14 protein-coding genes are annotated in these 15,119 nt (G+C 57.9%); 5 read left to right on the top strand and 9 right to left on the bottom strand.

Features of this window, described 5'->3' with window-relative positions; all coding sequences use genetic code 11:
• Nucleotides 1–409: 409 nt before the first annotated feature.
• Both gltB and gltD read left to right on the top strand, forming a co-directional pair.
• Nucleotides 410–4,870: a glutamate synthase large subunit gene (gltB, locus tag ACKLKD_RS23780; RefSeq protein WP_042929552.1), complete on the top strand. Its 4,461-nt coding sequence runs from the start codon at nt 410–412 to the stop codon at nt 4,868–4,870.
• 9 nt (nt 4,871–4,879) lie between these two features.
• Nucleotides 4,880–6,298 carry a glutamate synthase subunit GltD gene (gene gltD / locus ACKLKD_RS23775; protein WP_025713342.1) on the top strand — a complete coding sequence of 473 codons (1,419 nt, stop codon included), beginning with the start codon at nt 4,880–4,882 and terminating at the stop codon, nt 6,296–6,298.
• Nucleotides 6,299–6,353: 55 nt separating this feature from the next.
• Here the strand turns inward: gltD and ACKLKD_RS23770 are convergent, their stop codons facing one another.
• The 7 genes from ACKLKD_RS23770 to zapE form a co-directional block, all read right to left on the bottom strand.
• Nucleotides 6,354–7,058, bottom strand: a complete 705-nt coding sequence (locus ACKLKD_RS23770) for an N-acetylmannosamine-6-phosphate 2-epimerase (protein WP_025713343.1) — start codon at nt 7,056–7,058, stop codon at nt 6,354–6,356.
• Between the two features lie 123 nt (nt 7,059–7,181).
• Nucleotides 7,182–7,676: a ClpXP protease specificity-enhancing factor gene (sspB, locus tag ACKLKD_RS23765; protein WP_025713344.1), complete on the bottom strand. Its 495-nt coding sequence runs from the start codon at nt 7,674–7,676 to the stop codon at nt 7,182–7,184.
• A 3-nt stretch (nt 7,677–7,679) separates the two neighbouring features.
• Nucleotides 7,680–8,318: a stringent starvation protein SspA gene (gene sspA, locus ACKLKD_RS23760; RefSeq protein ID WP_002918467.1), complete on the bottom strand. Its 639-nt coding sequence runs from the start codon at nt 8,316–8,318 to the stop codon at nt 7,680–7,682.
• Nucleotides 8,288–8,572, bottom strand: coding sequence for a hypothetical protein (locus ACKLKD_RS23755; RefSeq protein ID WP_136026098.1), 285 nt, complete (start codon nt 8,570–8,572; stop codon nt 8,288–8,290). Before ACKLKD_RS23755 ends, sspA begins: the two co-directional genes overlap by 31 nt.
• Before the next feature lie 57 nt (nt 8,573–8,629).
• On the bottom strand, nt 8,630–9,022 hold the full coding sequence (gene rpsI, locus ACKLKD_RS23750) for a 30S ribosomal protein S9 (protein ID WP_000829818.1): 393 nt from the start codon (nt 9,020–9,022) through the stop codon (nt 8,630–8,632).
• Nucleotides 9,023–9,037: 15 nt separating this feature from the next.
• Nucleotides 9,038–9,466, bottom strand: coding sequence for a 50S ribosomal protein L13 (gene rplM / locus ACKLKD_RS23745; RefSeq protein WP_002918559.1), 429 nt, complete (start codon nt 9,464–9,466; stop codon nt 9,038–9,040).
• 265 nt (nt 9,467–9,731) lie between these two features.
• Nucleotides 9,732–10,859, bottom strand: coding sequence for a cell division protein ZapE (gene zapE / locus ACKLKD_RS23740; RefSeq protein ID WP_025713345.1), 1,128 nt, complete (start codon nt 10,857–10,859; stop codon nt 9,732–9,734).
• A gap of 190 nt (nt 10,860–11,049) precedes the next feature.
• On the opposite strand from zapE, the gene zapG reads away from it, so the two are divergent.
• The 3 genes from zapG (at nt 11,050) to degS (ending at nt 14,135) form a co-directional block, all read left to right on the top strand.
• Nucleotides 11,050–11,448: a Z-ring associated protein ZapG gene (gene zapG, locus ACKLKD_RS23735; RefSeq protein ID WP_012540461.1), complete on the top strand. Its 399-nt coding sequence runs from the start codon at nt 11,050–11,052 to the stop codon at nt 11,446–11,448.
• 174 nt (nt 11,449–11,622) lie between these two features.
• A complete protein-coding gene (degQ, locus tag ACKLKD_RS23730) occupies nt 11,623–12,990 on the top strand; it encodes a serine endoprotease DegQ (RefSeq protein ID WP_025713346.1) in 1,368 nt (455 codons plus the stop codon).
• An 86-nt stretch (nt 12,991–13,076) separates the two neighbouring features.
• Complete coding sequence (degS, locus tag ACKLKD_RS23725) at nt 13,077–14,135, top strand: outer membrane-stress sensor serine endopeptidase DegS (RefSeq protein WP_025713347.1); 1,059 nt, start codon at nt 13,077–13,079, stop codon at nt 14,133–14,135.
• A 27-nt stretch (nt 14,136–14,162) separates the two neighbouring features.
• Here degS and ACKLKD_RS23720 read toward each other — a convergent pair whose 3' ends face one another.
• Both ACKLKD_RS23720 and ACKLKD_RS23715 read right to left on the bottom strand, forming a co-directional pair.
• Nucleotides 14,163–14,861, bottom strand: coding sequence for a hypothetical protein (locus ACKLKD_RS23720; protein ID WP_025713348.1), 699 nt, complete (start codon nt 14,859–14,861; stop codon nt 14,163–14,165).
• 59 nt (nt 14,862–14,920) lie between these two features.
• Nucleotides 14,921–15,119 (bottom strand): sodium ion-translocating decarboxylase subunit beta (locus tag ACKLKD_RS23715; RefSeq protein WP_165393940.1); only part of this gene is annotated, 199 nt, incomplete at its 5' end.

Raw genomic sequence — 15,119 nt, 5'->3', positions numbered from 1 at the left:
TTAGCGCATAACGGTAATGCAAAGCCGCGTGCATAGTGAGACAGATCACACTACCTCATCCTTCCTCAGGCGTTTACAAAGCATAAAAAAAGGTATAATTTACAATAAAAACAACAAGTTAAATGCTGTATAGCACATTTTTGTATTAATAAGATTGCCATTTGACGTAAGTGTGGATTCCCGATAAGTTGGGAATCCGCTGGAAGCTTTCTGGATGAGCACTCTGCTCATCATATTTATGCAGTAATTGAGATTCCCTCTTAACAGCAAGTCCTCAAACTTGTGTACCGATGCGAAAAGGATTTAAAGAGGGCGAATGCGAGGTGCAAACCCCGTCGCCACGCTCTTTCTGTGCCTGTGCGCAATCGGTATCGGAGGGTGTCCGTAGAGCCTGGGGAGGTTCACTGATATGTTGTACGACAAATCCCTTGAGAGGGATAACTGTGGTTTCGGCCTGATCGCCCACATAGAAGGCGAACCTAGCCACAAGGTAGTGCGAACCGCGATACACGCACTGGCCCGCATGCAGCACCGTGGCGCAATCCTTGCCGATGGTAAAACCGGCGACGGTTGCGGTCTGCTGCTGCAAAAACCCGATCGTTTCTTCCGCATCGTTGCTGAAGAGCGCGGCTGGCGTTTAGCCAAAAACTACGCCGTTGGGATGCTGTTCCTGAATAAAGATCCTGAGCTGGCTAAAGCGGCGCGCCGCATCGTTGAAGAAGAACTTCAACTTGAGACCCTGTCGATTGTCGGCTGGCGCGATGTGCCGACCAACGAAGGCGTGCTCGGTGAAATCGCCCTCTCCTCGCTGCCCCGTATTGAGCAAATCTTTGTGAACGCCCCGGCTGGCTGGCGCCCGCGCGATATGGAGCGCCGTCTGTTTATTGCGCGTCGTCGCATTGAAAAACGCCTGCAGGATGACAAAGATTTCTACGTTTGTAGCCTGTCGAACCTGGTCAATATCTATAAAGGTCTGTGTATGCCGGCGGATTTGCCGCGCTTCTACCTGGACCTCGCGGACCTGCGCCTGGAGTCGGCTATTTGCCTGTTCCACCAGCGCTTCTCCACTAACACCGTGCCGCGCTGGCCGCTGGCGCAACCGTTCCGCTACCTGGCGCACAACGGTGAAATCAACACCATCACCGGCAACCGCCAGTGGGCCCGCGCCCGTACCTATAAGTTCCAGACCCCGCTGATCCCGGATCTGCACGACGCCGCGCCGTTCGTTAACGAAACCGGCTCTGACTCCAGTTCAATGGACAACATGCTGGAGCTGCTGCTGGCCGGCGGGATGGATATCGTGCGCGCCATGCGCCTGCTGGTGCCGCCAGCCTGGCAGAACAACCCGGATATGGATCCGGAGCTGCGTTCGTTCTTCGACTTTAACTCCATGCATATGGAGCCGTGGGACGGCCCGGCGGGCATCGTCATGTCCGATGGCCGCTACGCTGCCTGTAACCTCGATCGTAATGGCCTGCGCCCGGCGCGCTACGTCATTACCAAAGATAAGCTCATCACCTGCGCCTCTGAAGTCGGTATCTGGGACTACCAGCCGGACGAAGTGGTCGAGAAAGGCCGCGTGGGCCCAGGCGAGCTGATGGTTATCGATACCCGTGCCGGACGCATTCTGCACTCGGCGGAAACCGATGACGATCTGAAAAGCCGCCATCCGTATAAAGAGTGGATGGAGAAAAACGTTCGTCGCCTGGTACCGTTCGAAGATCTGCCGGACGAAGAAGTTGGCAGCCGCCAGCTGGACGACGACACGCTCGCCAGCTTCCAGAAACAGTTTAACTACAGTGCGGAAGAGCTGGATTCCGTCCTGCGCGTGCTCGGCGAGAATGGCCAGGAAGCGGTCGGCTCAATGGGCGATGACACGCCTTTCGCCGTGCTCTCCAGTCAGCCGCGTATTATCTACGATTACTTCCGTCAGCAGTTTGCCCAGGTGACGAACCCACCGATCGATCCGCTGCGTGAAGCCCATGTTATGTCGCTGGCCACCAGCATCGGTCGCGAAATGAACGTCTTCTGCGAAGCGGAAGGCCAGGCCCATCGTCTGAGTTTCAAATCGCCGATCCTGCTGTACTCCGATTTCAAACAGCTGACAACGATGGAAGAAGAGCACTACCGTGCCGACGTCCTCGACATCACTTTCAATCCGGCAGAGGCCTCCCTCGGCGAGACGGTGAAAGCGCTGTGTGACAAAGCGGAGCAAATGGTGCGCAACGGCACCGTGCTGCTGGTGCTGTCCGACCGCAACATCGCCAAAGACCGTCTGCCGGTACCGGCGCCAATGGCCGTTGGCGCAATCCAGACCCGTCTGGTCGATAAAAGTCTGCGTTGCGATGCCAACATCATCGTTGAAACCGCCAGCGCCCGCGATCCGCACCACTTCGCCGTGCTGCTCGGCTTCGGTGCGACGGCTATCTACCCGTACCTCGCCTATGAAACGCTGGCGAAGCTGGTCGACAGCAAAGCCATCGATAAAGCGTACCGTGCGGTGATGCTGAACTATCGCAACGGTATCAACAAAGGTCTGTACAAGATCATGTCGAAGATGGGGATCTCGACCATCGCGTCCTACCGCTGCTCGAAGCTGTTCGAAGCGGTCGGTCTGCATCGCGAGGTTTCCGATCTCTGCTTCCAGGGCGTGGTCAGCCGTATCGGCGGCGCCGGCTTCGACGATTTCCAGCAGGATCTGCTGAATCTGTCGAAACGCGCCTGGCTGGCACGTAAGCCACTGGCTCAGGGCGGCCTGCTGAAGTTCGTGCACGGCGGCGAATATCACGCCTACAACCCGGACGTGGTTCAGACCCTGCAGAAAGCCGTGCAGAGCGGCGAATACAGCGACTATCAACAATACGCGAAACTGGTTAACGAACGTCCGGCGGCCACGCTGCGCGATCTGCTGGCGCTCAATCCAGGCGAAGACGCTGTCAGTATCGACGACGTAGAACCGGCGAAAGAGCTGTTCAAACGCTTCGATACCGCGGCGATGTCGATCGGCGCCCTGAGCCCGGAAGCGCACGAATCGCTGGCGGAAGCGATGAACAGCATCGGCGGCTTCTCTAACTCCGGTGAAGGCGGCGAAGACCCGGCGCGCTACGGCACCAATAAAGTGTCGCGCATCAAGCAGGTGGCGTCCGGCCGCTTCGGCGTCACGCCAGCCTATCTGGTCAACGCCGACGTTATCCAGATCAAAGTCGCCCAGGGGGCGAAGCCGGGTGAAGGCGGTCAGTTGCCGGGTGATAAAGTCACCCCGTACATCGCCAAACTGCGCTATTCCGTTCCGGGCGTGACACTGATCTCCCCGCCGCCGCACCACGATATCTACTCTATCGAGGATTTGGCGCAGCTGATTTTCGACCTCAAGCAGGTCAACCCGAAAGCGATGATTTCGGTCAAACTGGTTTCTGAACCGGGCGTTGGCACCATCGCCACCGGCGTGGCCAAAGCCTATGCCGATCTGATCACCATTGCCGGCTACGACGGCGGCACCGGAGCGAGCCCGCTCTCTTCGGTGAAATATGCCGGCTGTCCGTGGGAGCTTGGCCTGGTGGAAACCCAGCAGGCGCTGGTCGCTAACGGTCTGCGTCATAAGATCCGTCTGCAGGTGGATGGCGGCCTGAAAACCGGCCTCGATATCATCAAAGCGGCGATCCTCGGCGCAGAGAGCTTCGGTTTCGGTACCGGCCCGATGGTCGCGCTGGGCTGTAAATACCTGCGTATTTGCCACCTGAACAACTGCGCGACCGGCGTGGCGACTCAGGATGACAAACTGCGTAAGAACCACTATCACGGTCTGCCGTTCAAAGTGACCAACTACTTTGAATTTATCGCCCGTGAGACCCGCGAGCTGATGGCCCAGCTGGGCGTCAAGCGTCTGGTGGATCTGATCGGCCGCACCGATCTGCTCAAAGAGCTGGATGGGTTTACTGCCAAGCAGCAGAAACTGGATCTGGGTAAACTGCTGGAGACCGCAGAGCCGCATCCGGGCAAAGCGTTGTACTGCACCGAAAACAACCCGCCGTTCGATAACGGCGTGCTCAACGCCCAGCTGCTGCAGCAGGCGAAACCGTACGTGGATGAAAAGCAGAGCAAGACGTTCTGGTTTGATATCCGCAACACTGACCGCTCCGTGGGGGCCTCGCTGTCCGGGTATATCGCCCAGACCCATGGCGACCAGGGACTGGCGGGCGACCCGATCGTCGCTCACTTTAGTGGTACCGCGGGGCAGAGCTTCGGCGTGTGGAACGCCGGTGGCGTAGAGCTGCATCTGACCGGCGATGCCAACGACTATGTCGGTAAAGGCATGGCGGGCGGTCTGCTGGCCATTCGTCCTCCGGTCGGCTCTGCGTTCCGCAGCCATGAAGCCAGCATTATCGGCAACACCTGCCTGTACGGCGCGACCGGTGGTCGTCTGTACGCCGCAGGCCGCGCGGGTGAGCGTTTCGCCGTGCGTAACTCCGGCGCCATTACCGTGGTGGAAGGCATCGGTGACAACGGCTGTGAATATATGACCGGCGGCATCGTCTGCGTGCTCGGTAAAACCGGCGTCAACTTTGGCGCAGGGATGACCGGCGGCTTTGCTTATGTCCTGGATGAAGATGGCGACTTCCGTAAACGCGTGAACCCGGAACTGGTGGAAGTGCTGGACGTTGATTCCCTGGCTATCCATGAAGAGCACCTGCGCGGTTTAATCACCGAACACGTGCAGCTTACCGGTTCGCAACGTGGCGAAGAGATCCTCGCCAACTGGCCGGCCTTCTCCGCGAAGTTTGCGCTGGTTAAACCGAAGTCCAGCGATGTTAAAGCACTGTTGGGTCACCGTAGTCGTTCCGCAGCTGAGCTGCGGGTGCAGGCGCAGTAAGGGGTTAAGATGAGTCAGAACGTTTATCAATTTATCGACCTGCAGCGCGTTGATCCGCCAAAGAAACCGCTGAAGATCCGTAAAATTGAGTTTGTGGAAATTTACGAGCCGTTTTCAGAAGGCCAGGCCAAGGCGCAGGCAGATCGCTGCCTCTCCTGCGGCAACCCGTACTGCGAATGGAAGTGCCCGGTGCATAACTACATCCCGAACTGGCTGAAGCTGGCCAACGAGGGGCGTATTTTTGAGGCGGCTGAGCTGTCGCATCAGACCAACACCCTGCCGGAAGTCTGCGGGCGCGTTTGCCCGCAGGACCGCCTGTGTGAAGGCTCCTGTACGCTGAACGATGAGTTCGGCGCGGTGACCATCGGCAACATCGAGCGCTATATCAATGACAAAGCGTTCGAAATGGGCTGGCGCCCGGATCTCTCCGGCGTGAAGCCGACCGGTAAAACCGTCGCGATCATCGGCGCCGGACCGGCGGGCCTCGCCTGTGCCGACGTGTTGACCCGTAACGGCGTTAAAGCGGTGGTGTTTGACCGCCATCCGGAAATCGGCGGCCTCCTGACCTTCGGTATTCCGGCGTTCAAGCTGGAAAAAGAGGTAATGACCCGCCGCCGGGAGATCTTCACCGGCATGGGGATTGAGTTCAAACTCAATACCGAAGTGGGCCGGGACGTGCAGCTCGACGACCTGCTGAAAGAGTACGATGCCGTGTTCCTCGGCGTTGGCACCTATCAGTCGATGCGCGGTGGACTGGACAACGAAGACGCCCCGGGCGTCTACGACGCGCTGCCGTTCCTGATCGCTAACACCAAACAGATCATGGGCTTTGGCGAAACGGCCGATGAGCCCTATGTCAGCATGGAAGGCAAACGCGTGGTCGTGCTCGGCGGTGGCGACACCGCGATGGACTGCGTGCGGACCTCCATTCGTCAGAATGCGGCGCACGTGATCTGCGCCTATCGTCGTGACGAAGAGAACATGCCGGGTTCAAAACGCGAAGTGAAAAACGCGCGTGAGGAAGGCGTTGAGTTCCAGTTCAACGTCCAGCCGCTGGGTGTGGAAGTGAATGCCAATGGCAAAGTGTGCGGCGTGAAGATGGCGCGCACCGAAATGGGCCAGCCGGACGCGAAAGGCCGCCGTCGCGCGGAGATCGTCCCTGGTTCAGAGCATGTGGTGCCGGCAGACGCCGTAGTGATGGCGTTTGGTTTCCGTCCCCACAGCATGGAGTGGCTGGCGAAGCACAGCGTCGAGCTGGACTCTCAGGGCCGTATCATTGCGCCGGAAGGCAGCGACAACGCCTTCCAGACCAGCAACCCGAAAATCTTCGCCGGTGGCGATATCGTTCGCGGTTCCGACCTGGTGGTGACAGCGATTGCCGAAGGCCGGAAAGCGGCGGACGGGATCCTCAACTACCTCGAGGTCTGATTAGGCTCTGAGCCTCAGCGCATAAAAGCCCGATGGTTAACGCCATCGGGCTTTTTTATTGCTCATTCGCCGGGCAAACCGCCGCTTTCAGCGCCGAATTATACCAGCCGCAGATATGCTCTAAGCGAGTGATCGCCGAGCCGACGGTCACCGCCCACGCGCCGCAGCGCATCGCCTCCGCCGCCTGGGCTGGCGTGTTATAGCGCCCCTCGGCAATCACCCTGCAGCCTGCCACGCTCAGGCTTTTCACCAGCGCCAGGTCCGGCTCAACAGGTGTCTCATTCGCGGTATAGCCCGAGAGGGTGGTACCGATAATCTCAGCGCCCAACTGCCAGCACTCGAGGGCGTCGTCGAGAGATGAGCAATCGGCCATCGCCACTTTCCCCTGCTGGTGAATTTCAGCTAACAGTGACGAAACGGTGGCCGGACGCCGCCGCCGCGTGCCATCGAAAGCAATGATATCGGCCCCGGCCTGCGCCAGGGCATTCACATCCGCAAGCCACGGGGTAATTCGCACCGGGCTATCGGGCAGATCGCGTTTGATCAACCCAATAACGGGCACCGTCACTAACGGACGAACGGCCTGCAGGTTGGCCAGCCCTTCTATGCGTAGCGCCACCGCTCCCGCCTGTTCGGCCGCCAGCGCCATTGCCGCGACGATAGCGGGGTTATCCAGCGGACTGCCCGGTACCGGCTGGCAGGAAACGATTAACCCACCATGATGGTGTATACGCGAATTTAGTTGAGCCAATAAAGACATTCCTGCTCCCTGAACGATACGTTTAGCGTAACAGTATCAGCCGCAGGACGTGCGATGTGTGGCGGGGTTAACAAAGCAGACAGGTAAAAAAACAGGCCCCGCAGGGCCTGTCAGAGAAAGGATTTACTTCACCACGCGCAGCGCCGGGCGACCACCGCGCGGCGGCGGCGTGTCGTCAGGATCGTCGTCGTGATTATCCGGCTTATCGCCATCAATCACCGACATCACCGTTTCGTTTTCGCTCTCAGGCGCGACATCATCATCGTTGAGGCTGCTGACGTCTTCGTCATAAGCCGCTTCCGGTTCAAACATCGTACCGGCGCCGTTCTCACGGGCATAGATAGCGAGTACCGCAGCCAGCGGGACAGAAACGTTACGCGGCACGCCGCCAAAGCGCGCGTTAAAGCGCACTTCATCGTTCGCCAGCTCGAGATTGCCGACCGCACGCGGGGCAATGTTGAGAACGATTTGCCCGTCGCGCGCGTACTCCATCGGCACGAGCACACCCGGCAGCGTGACATCCACCACCAGGTGCGGCGTCAGCTGGTTATCCAGCAGCCAGTCATAAAACGCCCGTAACAGATACGGGCGACGCGGCGTCAGCTGTGATACATCCATTATTTAGCCCCGACCGAGGCGCATTTCACGCTCGGCTTCAGTTAAAGAAGCGAGGAAGGAATCACGCTCAAATACGCGAGTCATATAGCCTTTGAGCTCTTTCGCACCTGCGCCAACCAGTTCCACACCGAGAACCGGCAGACGCCACAGCAGCGGCGCCAGGTAGCAGTCTACCAGGCTGAACTCATCGCTCAGGAAGTAAGGTTTCTGGGTGAAGACCGGCGCGATGGCCAGCAGTTCTTCACGTAGCTGCTTACGCGCAGCATCAGCTTGTGCTGCGGTACCGCTCTGGATGGTATTCATCAGCGAATACCAGTCCTTCTCGATACGTTGCATATACAGGCGGCTTTCACCACGCGCCACCGGATAAACCGGCATTAACGGCGGGTGCGGGAAACGCTCATCCAGATACTCCATAATGATGCGGGATTCCCACAGAGTGAGCTCACGATCCACCAGCGTCGGTACGCTTTGATTCGGGTTGAGGTCAATCAGATCCTGAGGCGGGTTGTCCTTCTCCACGTGCTCTATCTCAAAACTGACACCCTTTTCGGCCAGCACAATGCGGACCTGATGGCTATAGATGTCAGTAGGACCAGAAAACAGCGTCATTACCGAACGTTTGTTGGCAGCGACAGCCATGAAAACCTCCAGGTATATTCAGAATTTTGTACTGCTGCCAGCCACTCATGGCCAGCCAGATGTAAAAACCCCAGTAGCGTGATGTCACCTTCGTTCACGAATAAAACAAAAAATGAACAATCACCAGCATTTGGGCAGAAAATTGGATGATAGTTTACCAGATTTTGAAGACGTTGTGGTGAGGGGATTCTGGAAATGCTGAAAAAGTGGCGAGAACCGGCGCTATGCTTGTGGATAACAGCCGTTTTATCCATAAAAAAACCCGCCGAAGCGGGTTTTTTCGCAAATTGTTCTGCGTGAGCAGAAAACAATTAACGTTTGGAGAACTGCGGACGACGACGTGCTTTACGCAGACCGACTTTCTTACGTTCAACCTGACGAGCGTCACGAGTAACGAAGCCAGCTTTACGCAGTTCAGAACGCAGGGACTCGTCGTACTCCATCAGAGCGCGGGTGATACCGTGACGGATCGCACCAGCCTGACCAGAGATACCACCACCTTTAACAGTGATGTACAGATCCAGTTTCTCAACCATGTCGACCAGTTCCAGCGGCTGGCGAACTACCATGCGGGCAGTTTCGCGACCGAAGTACTGTTCCAGAGAACGCTGGTTGATAACGATTTTGCCGTTGCCCGGTTTGATGAAAACGCGAGCTGCGGAACTTTTGCGGCGACCAGTGCCGTAGTATTGATTTTCAGCCATTGCCTATAATCCCGATTAGATGTCAAGAACTTGCGGTTGCTGTGCCGCGTGGTTGTGCTCGTTACCCGCGTAAACTTTCAGTTTACGGTACATAGCACGACCCAGCGGGCCTTTTGGCAGCATGCCTTTAACCGCGATTTCAATCACACGCTCAGGACGGCGGGCAATCATCTCTTCAAAGGTCGCTTCTTTGATACCACCGATGTGGCCGGTGTGGTGGTAGTACATTTTGTCTTCGCGCTTGTTGCCGGTAACAGCAACTTTTTCTGCGTTCAGAACGATGATGTAATCACCGGTATCAACGTGCGGAGTGTATTCCGCTTTGTGCTTACCGCGCAGGCGACGAGCCAGTTCAGTAGCCAGACGGCCCAGAGTTTTACCGGTCGCGTCAACAACATACCAGTCGCGTTTTACGGTTTCTGGTTTAGCTGTAAAAGTTTTCATTAAAAGCTTACCCAAATAATAAGTTACACGTTGGTGAACACCCAAACGTTTAGTCAGTTGAGGTTCACACGACATTGTCCAGCAAACCTACCCCTTCGAATAGCCTATGCCGGCGCATAGAAAGTTTCGGGAAAAAAACCTTCTCGTAACGTGGGGTCGCAAGATTATAGAGAAGTCGGGGTCAAAGATCGACCCCTTTATGAGATTTTTCAGGCAGGTCCCGGGACAGCCTTGCGGCCCTGAATCCGCCTGAAAAAGTGCCCTGTCAGGGCATATGCGGACGCTTGAGATACTCTTCGCTCTGCATCTCCTGCAGACGCGACAGACAGCGCTGGAACTCAAACTTCAGCCGCTCGCCCTGGTAAATGTCGTACAGCGGTACCGCGGCGCTGACCACCAGTTTGACATGACGCTCATAGAACTCATCCACCAGGGCGATAAAGCGCCGGGCTTCGCTTTCCAGCTGCGCGGTCATCACCGGCACGTCGAACAGCATCACGGTATGGAACAGGCGGGAGAGCGCGATATAGTCATGCTGACTGCGCGCATCCACGCACAGCGTGGCGAATGATGCCGCCAGCGTCTGGTTTTCCACGCCGAGGGTCGGCAGCTCACGGTGGTTGACCTCCAGCGTCGGCCCGGCAGCGCGCGGCGCGCCGGCCAGCGCGAGCCACAGTTTATCCATCTGTTCACGCGTGTCGTTATTCAGCGGCGACAACCACAGGTGCGCTTGCGTCAGGGTACGCAAGCGATAATCGATTCCGGCATCGACGTTCATAATATCGCAATGCTGCTTGATGGCGTCGATAGCGGGCAGAAAACGGGCACGCTGCAAGCCATTGCGATAGAGCTCATCCGGCGGAATATTGGAGGTGGCGACCAGGGTGATGCCGCGGGCAAACAGGGCTTTCATCAGCCCGCCCAGCAGCATGGCGTCGGTAATATCGGAGACAAAAAACTCGTCGAAGCAGAGCACGTCGGTTTCCGCTTTAAAGCGGTCGGCGACAATCTCCAGCGGGTCGCTATGGCCCTGCAGGGTGGTCAGCTCTTCGTGAACCCGCAGCATAAAGCGATGGAAATGCAGGCGCTGCTTACGCTCGCCCGGCAGGCTCTGGTAAAACAGGTCCATCAGCCAGGTTTTCCCCCGCCCTACGCCGCCCCACATATACAGGCCGCGGACAGGTGCCGCCTCGGCAGCCGGTTCGCGCTTACCCAGCAGTTTGCCGAATTTCGCGCGCAAACCGCCGCCAGACGCGACGGGCGCGGGCTGAGTCTGCAGTTCCTGGTAAATGGTATCAAGGCGGCTCACCGCTTCTTGCTGGACGTCGTCGGGTTGATGGCTGCCCTCTTTCAGGGCTAAAAGGTAACGCGATGTTGGAGACAGGCTTTGCATGATCTAATTGTTATTCCTTGAAAACCGTAATGCCGAAGCTCACGATTGACGAAAAAAAGGCCGTTCTACACTACGCGATGATACGCCAGGATTCCACTTCTGTGGAATTAGCGGTTATAGTGGCACTATCGGGCGCAGGCGGAGAGCCTAACAGCCACCCTACGGAACCACAAAACAACGGGAGATGTTCATGACCTGGGAATACGCGCTAATTGGGTTAGTCGTCGGTATCATCATTGGTGCCGTCGCCATGCGTTTCGGCAACCGCAAACTGCGCCAGCAGCAGGCGCTGCAGTTTGAACTGGAAAAGAATAAAGCCGAGCTTGAAGAGTACCGTGAAGAGCTGGTGAGCCACTTTGCGCGCAGCGCCGAACTGTTAGATAACATGGCGCATGACTATCGTCAGCTGTATCAGCATATGGCGAAAAGCTCTAACAACCTGCTGCCGGACTCTATGGCAGACGCCAACCCGTTCCGCAACCGCCTGGAAGAGTCTGAAGCCAGCAACGATCAGGCACCGGTCCAGATGCCGCGCGACTATTCCGAAGGCGCATCCGGTTTGCTGCGTGGTGGTGCAAAACGCGATTAATGAATTACTTCTGATTAAATTTTCTCCGGGCGCACCTGCTGCGCCCGCTCCTTCCCCCACTTCCCGGCTACAATTTAAACCAGTACCCACATTGTTACCTGTGCAAAAATTCAATAACATCAGGCTATTCAGGACGTTTTCCCATACACCTCAGGTTACGAGAGCCAGCATCTAATGAAGAAACAGACTTTGCTGTTGAGTGCGTTAGCGTTAAGCATTGGGTTATCGTTGTCGGTTCTGCCTCCGGCAGCAGCATCTTTACCGACTCAGGTGCCCGGCCAGGGCGCGTTACCGAGCCTGGCGCCGATGCTGGAAAAAGTCCTGCCGGCGGTGGTCAGCGTGCAGGTGGAAGGCACTGCCTCGCCGACGCTCAATATGCCGGAAGAGCTGAAGAAATATTTTGGCGATAACGCCCCGCAGGAGCAGGCGCAGCCGTTTGAAGGGCTTGGCTCCGGTGTCATCATCGACGCAGCGAAAGGCTACGTGCTGACCAATAATCACGTCATTAATCAGGCGCAGAAGATCAGCGTCCAGCTCAACGATGGCCGTGAATTCGATGCCAAACTGGTCGGCAGCGATGAACAGAGCGATATCGCTCTGCTGGAGCTGATTAAGCCGGCGAACCTGACGCAAATCGCCATTGCTGACTCCGATAAACTCCGCGTCGGCGATTTCGCCGTCGCCGTCGGCAACCCGTTCGGCCTTGGCCAGACCGCCACCTCCGGCATTATCTCTGCCCTTGGCCGCAGCGGCCTGAACCTGGAAGGACTGGAGAATTTCATTCAGACCGACGCCTCGATTAACCGCGGCAATTCCGGCGGCGCGCTGCTGAATCTCAACGGCGAGCTTATCGGCATTAATACCGCTATTCTGGCGCCGGGCGGCGGTAGCGTCGGCATCGGCTTTGCCATCCCGAGTAATATGGCGAAAACCCTTGCCGACCAGCTCATCCAGTTTGGCGAAATCAAACGCGGCCTGCTGGGCATTAAAGGCATGGAAATGAGCGCCGACATCGCCAAGGCGATGAATCTTGACGTTCAGCGTGGCGCCTTTGTTAGTGAAGTCCTGCCAAACTCCGGTTCCGCCAAAGCGGGGATCAAATCCGGCGACGTCATCGTGAGCCTGAACGGCAAACCGCTGAACAGTTTCGCCGAACTGCGCTCGCGAATCGCGACCACCGAGCCGGGGACTAAAGTCAAACTGGGACTGCTGCGCGATGGAAAACCGGTCGATGTCGAAGTGACCCTGGATAAGAGCACTTCCTCCACCGCCAGCGCGGAGCTGATTATCCCGGCTCTGCAGGGCGCCTCGTTCAGCGACGGCCAGATGAAAGATGGCACCAAAGGGGTGGTGATCGATAATGTGGATAAAGGCAGCGCCGCCGCCCAGGTCGGCTTGCATAAAGATGACATTATCATTGGCCTTAACCGGGAGCGTATTCACTCGATTGCCGAACTGCGCAAAGTGCTCGAAGGCAAACCGCCGGTTATCGCCCTGAACGTGATCCGTGGTAATGAAAGCATTTACCTGCTGCTGCGCTGATTTCGCCCCGGACATCGCCGCCATGTGCGATGTCCGGACAACTCATGCTATGCTGCGCCTGACCATTCATTAACGATATCTGCATCATGCCTGGAAAGTTATTACGTTCAGTACTCATCGGTTTGATTGTTGGGGGCTTGCTGCTGGCCCTGATGCCCTCACTGCGCCAGTGGCAGCTGACGCCGATCACTCAGAACGATACGGCAGACGACTCCCCGGCGAGCTATAACGCTGCGGTGCGTCGCGCGGCCCCCGCCGTGGTGAACGTCTATAACCGTGCCCTGAACAGCACCAGCCATAATCAGCTGACGCTGGGTTCCGGAGTGATCATGGATCAGCGCGGCTATATCCTGACCAACAAGCATGTTATCAACGATGCGGATCAGATTATCGTCGCCCTGCAGGACGGCCGCGTCTTCGAAGCGCTGCTGGTAGGCTCCGATTCCCTCACCGATCTCGCCGTGCTCAAGATCAATGCTACCGGCGGGCTGCCGGTGATCCCGATTAACCCGAAACGCACGCCGCATATTGGCGATGTGGTGCTGGCGATAGGCAACCCTTATAACCTGGGGCAGACCATCACTCAGGGGATCATCAGCGCCACAGGGCGTATTGGCCTCAACCCAACCGGTCGTCAGAACTTCCTGCAGACTGACGCCTCGATCAACCACGGTAACTCGGGTGGAGCGCTGGTGAACTCGCTCGGCGAGCTGATGGGGATTAACACCCTCTCCTTCGATAAGAGTAATGATGGCGAAACGCCGGAAGGCATTGGCTTTGCAATCCCGTTCCAGTTAGCGACCAAAATTATGGATAAGCTGATCCGTGATGGTCGGGTGATCCGTGGCTATATCGGTATTAGCGGTCGGGAGATCGCCCCGCTGCACGCGCAGGGCGGTGGGATCGATCAGATTCAGGGGATCGTGGTTAACGATGTGGCACCGGACGGACCGGCGGCACAAGCCGGGATCCGCGCCAATGACGTGATCATCTCCGTGAATGACAAACCCGCCGTCTCGGCGCTGGAGACGATGGATCAGGTGGCCGAGATCCGCCCGGGATCGGAAATTCCGGTGGTTATCATGCGTGATGATAAGAAAATCACGCTCCATATTGCCGTGCAGGAATACCCGGCCACTAACTAAATGCCTCCCCCCTTCCGGGGAGCCTCGTTAATCGCTAAATACCGGACCGGCCGGGAATCTCACCAGAAACCCGGTCACCGCCAGCAGCGATCTCAGCGCGGGCCAGACTATCTGGCGCTCACGCAGTCCGTCATCCAGCGTCAGTAGCGCAAACTCCCCCTTCTCACCCAGCACGCCTCCCTGCCAGAGCAGGCGCTGCGCCTGCTGTCGCGCCCAGGGCGACTCGCTCTTCCAGGCCAGCAGATGCAGCAGCGCCTGCTGCAGACAGACGCCGTGGGAATGGTTATCCCGCAGCAGACGCCGGTAAACGGGCAGGGAAATGCTGCGCACGGTATAAAATCCGCTGCCCGCCTCTTCGTCGCCGTCGGGAAGCGCGCGGGCGAACTGCCCCGCCACGTCGCACAGCCGGTTGTGCGTCAGCGGAAGATGCCGGGCGCTGAGCGCCCCGGCCGCCATGCACAGCAGGCCGCTGCGCTGCAGCGAGGGCGCCGCAGGGTGCACGACCGCCGCCGGAAAGGCACTTGCATCGCCGGTGTCGCGATCGGCGCCAGCTTCATAACAGCTGGCCAGCAGCGCTTCGCCAGGCGCGACGTTCAGCGGAGGAGTCAGCAGATTCAGTGCCGGCTGCAGTTGCGCGATTTCATCGCCTGACGTCAGCATGGCGTCAACCACCGCCTCCCGTGTCGATGTCCGGTTTTCCGGACAGCATGCTATGGTTTCATTCATCACCGTCTCCTTATGAGAGATCCCCGCGGCCGACATGCCAGCCGCGGGAACAGGCTGGCCTACATCGCCAGCACGTACTTGAGCATCACCCCGGCGGCGATCGCCGAGCCGATCACCCCCGCCACGTTCGGGCCCATCGCGTGCATCAGCAGGAAGTTCTGCCCGTCCGCGTCCAGGCCCACCTTGTTCGACACCCTGGCCGCCATCGGCACCGCCGACACCCCCGCCGAGCCGATCAGCGGGTTGATTTTGTGCCGG

This window comes from Klebsiella sp. 10982 (assembly GCF_048589245.1).
Lineage (GTDB): Bacteria > Pseudomonadota > Gammaproteobacteria > Enterobacterales > Enterobacteriaceae > Klebsiella > Klebsiella quasivariicola.
The sequence above is the reverse complement of the archived record's forward strand: the minus strand, read 5'-3'. Positions and strand labels throughout refer to the sequence as shown.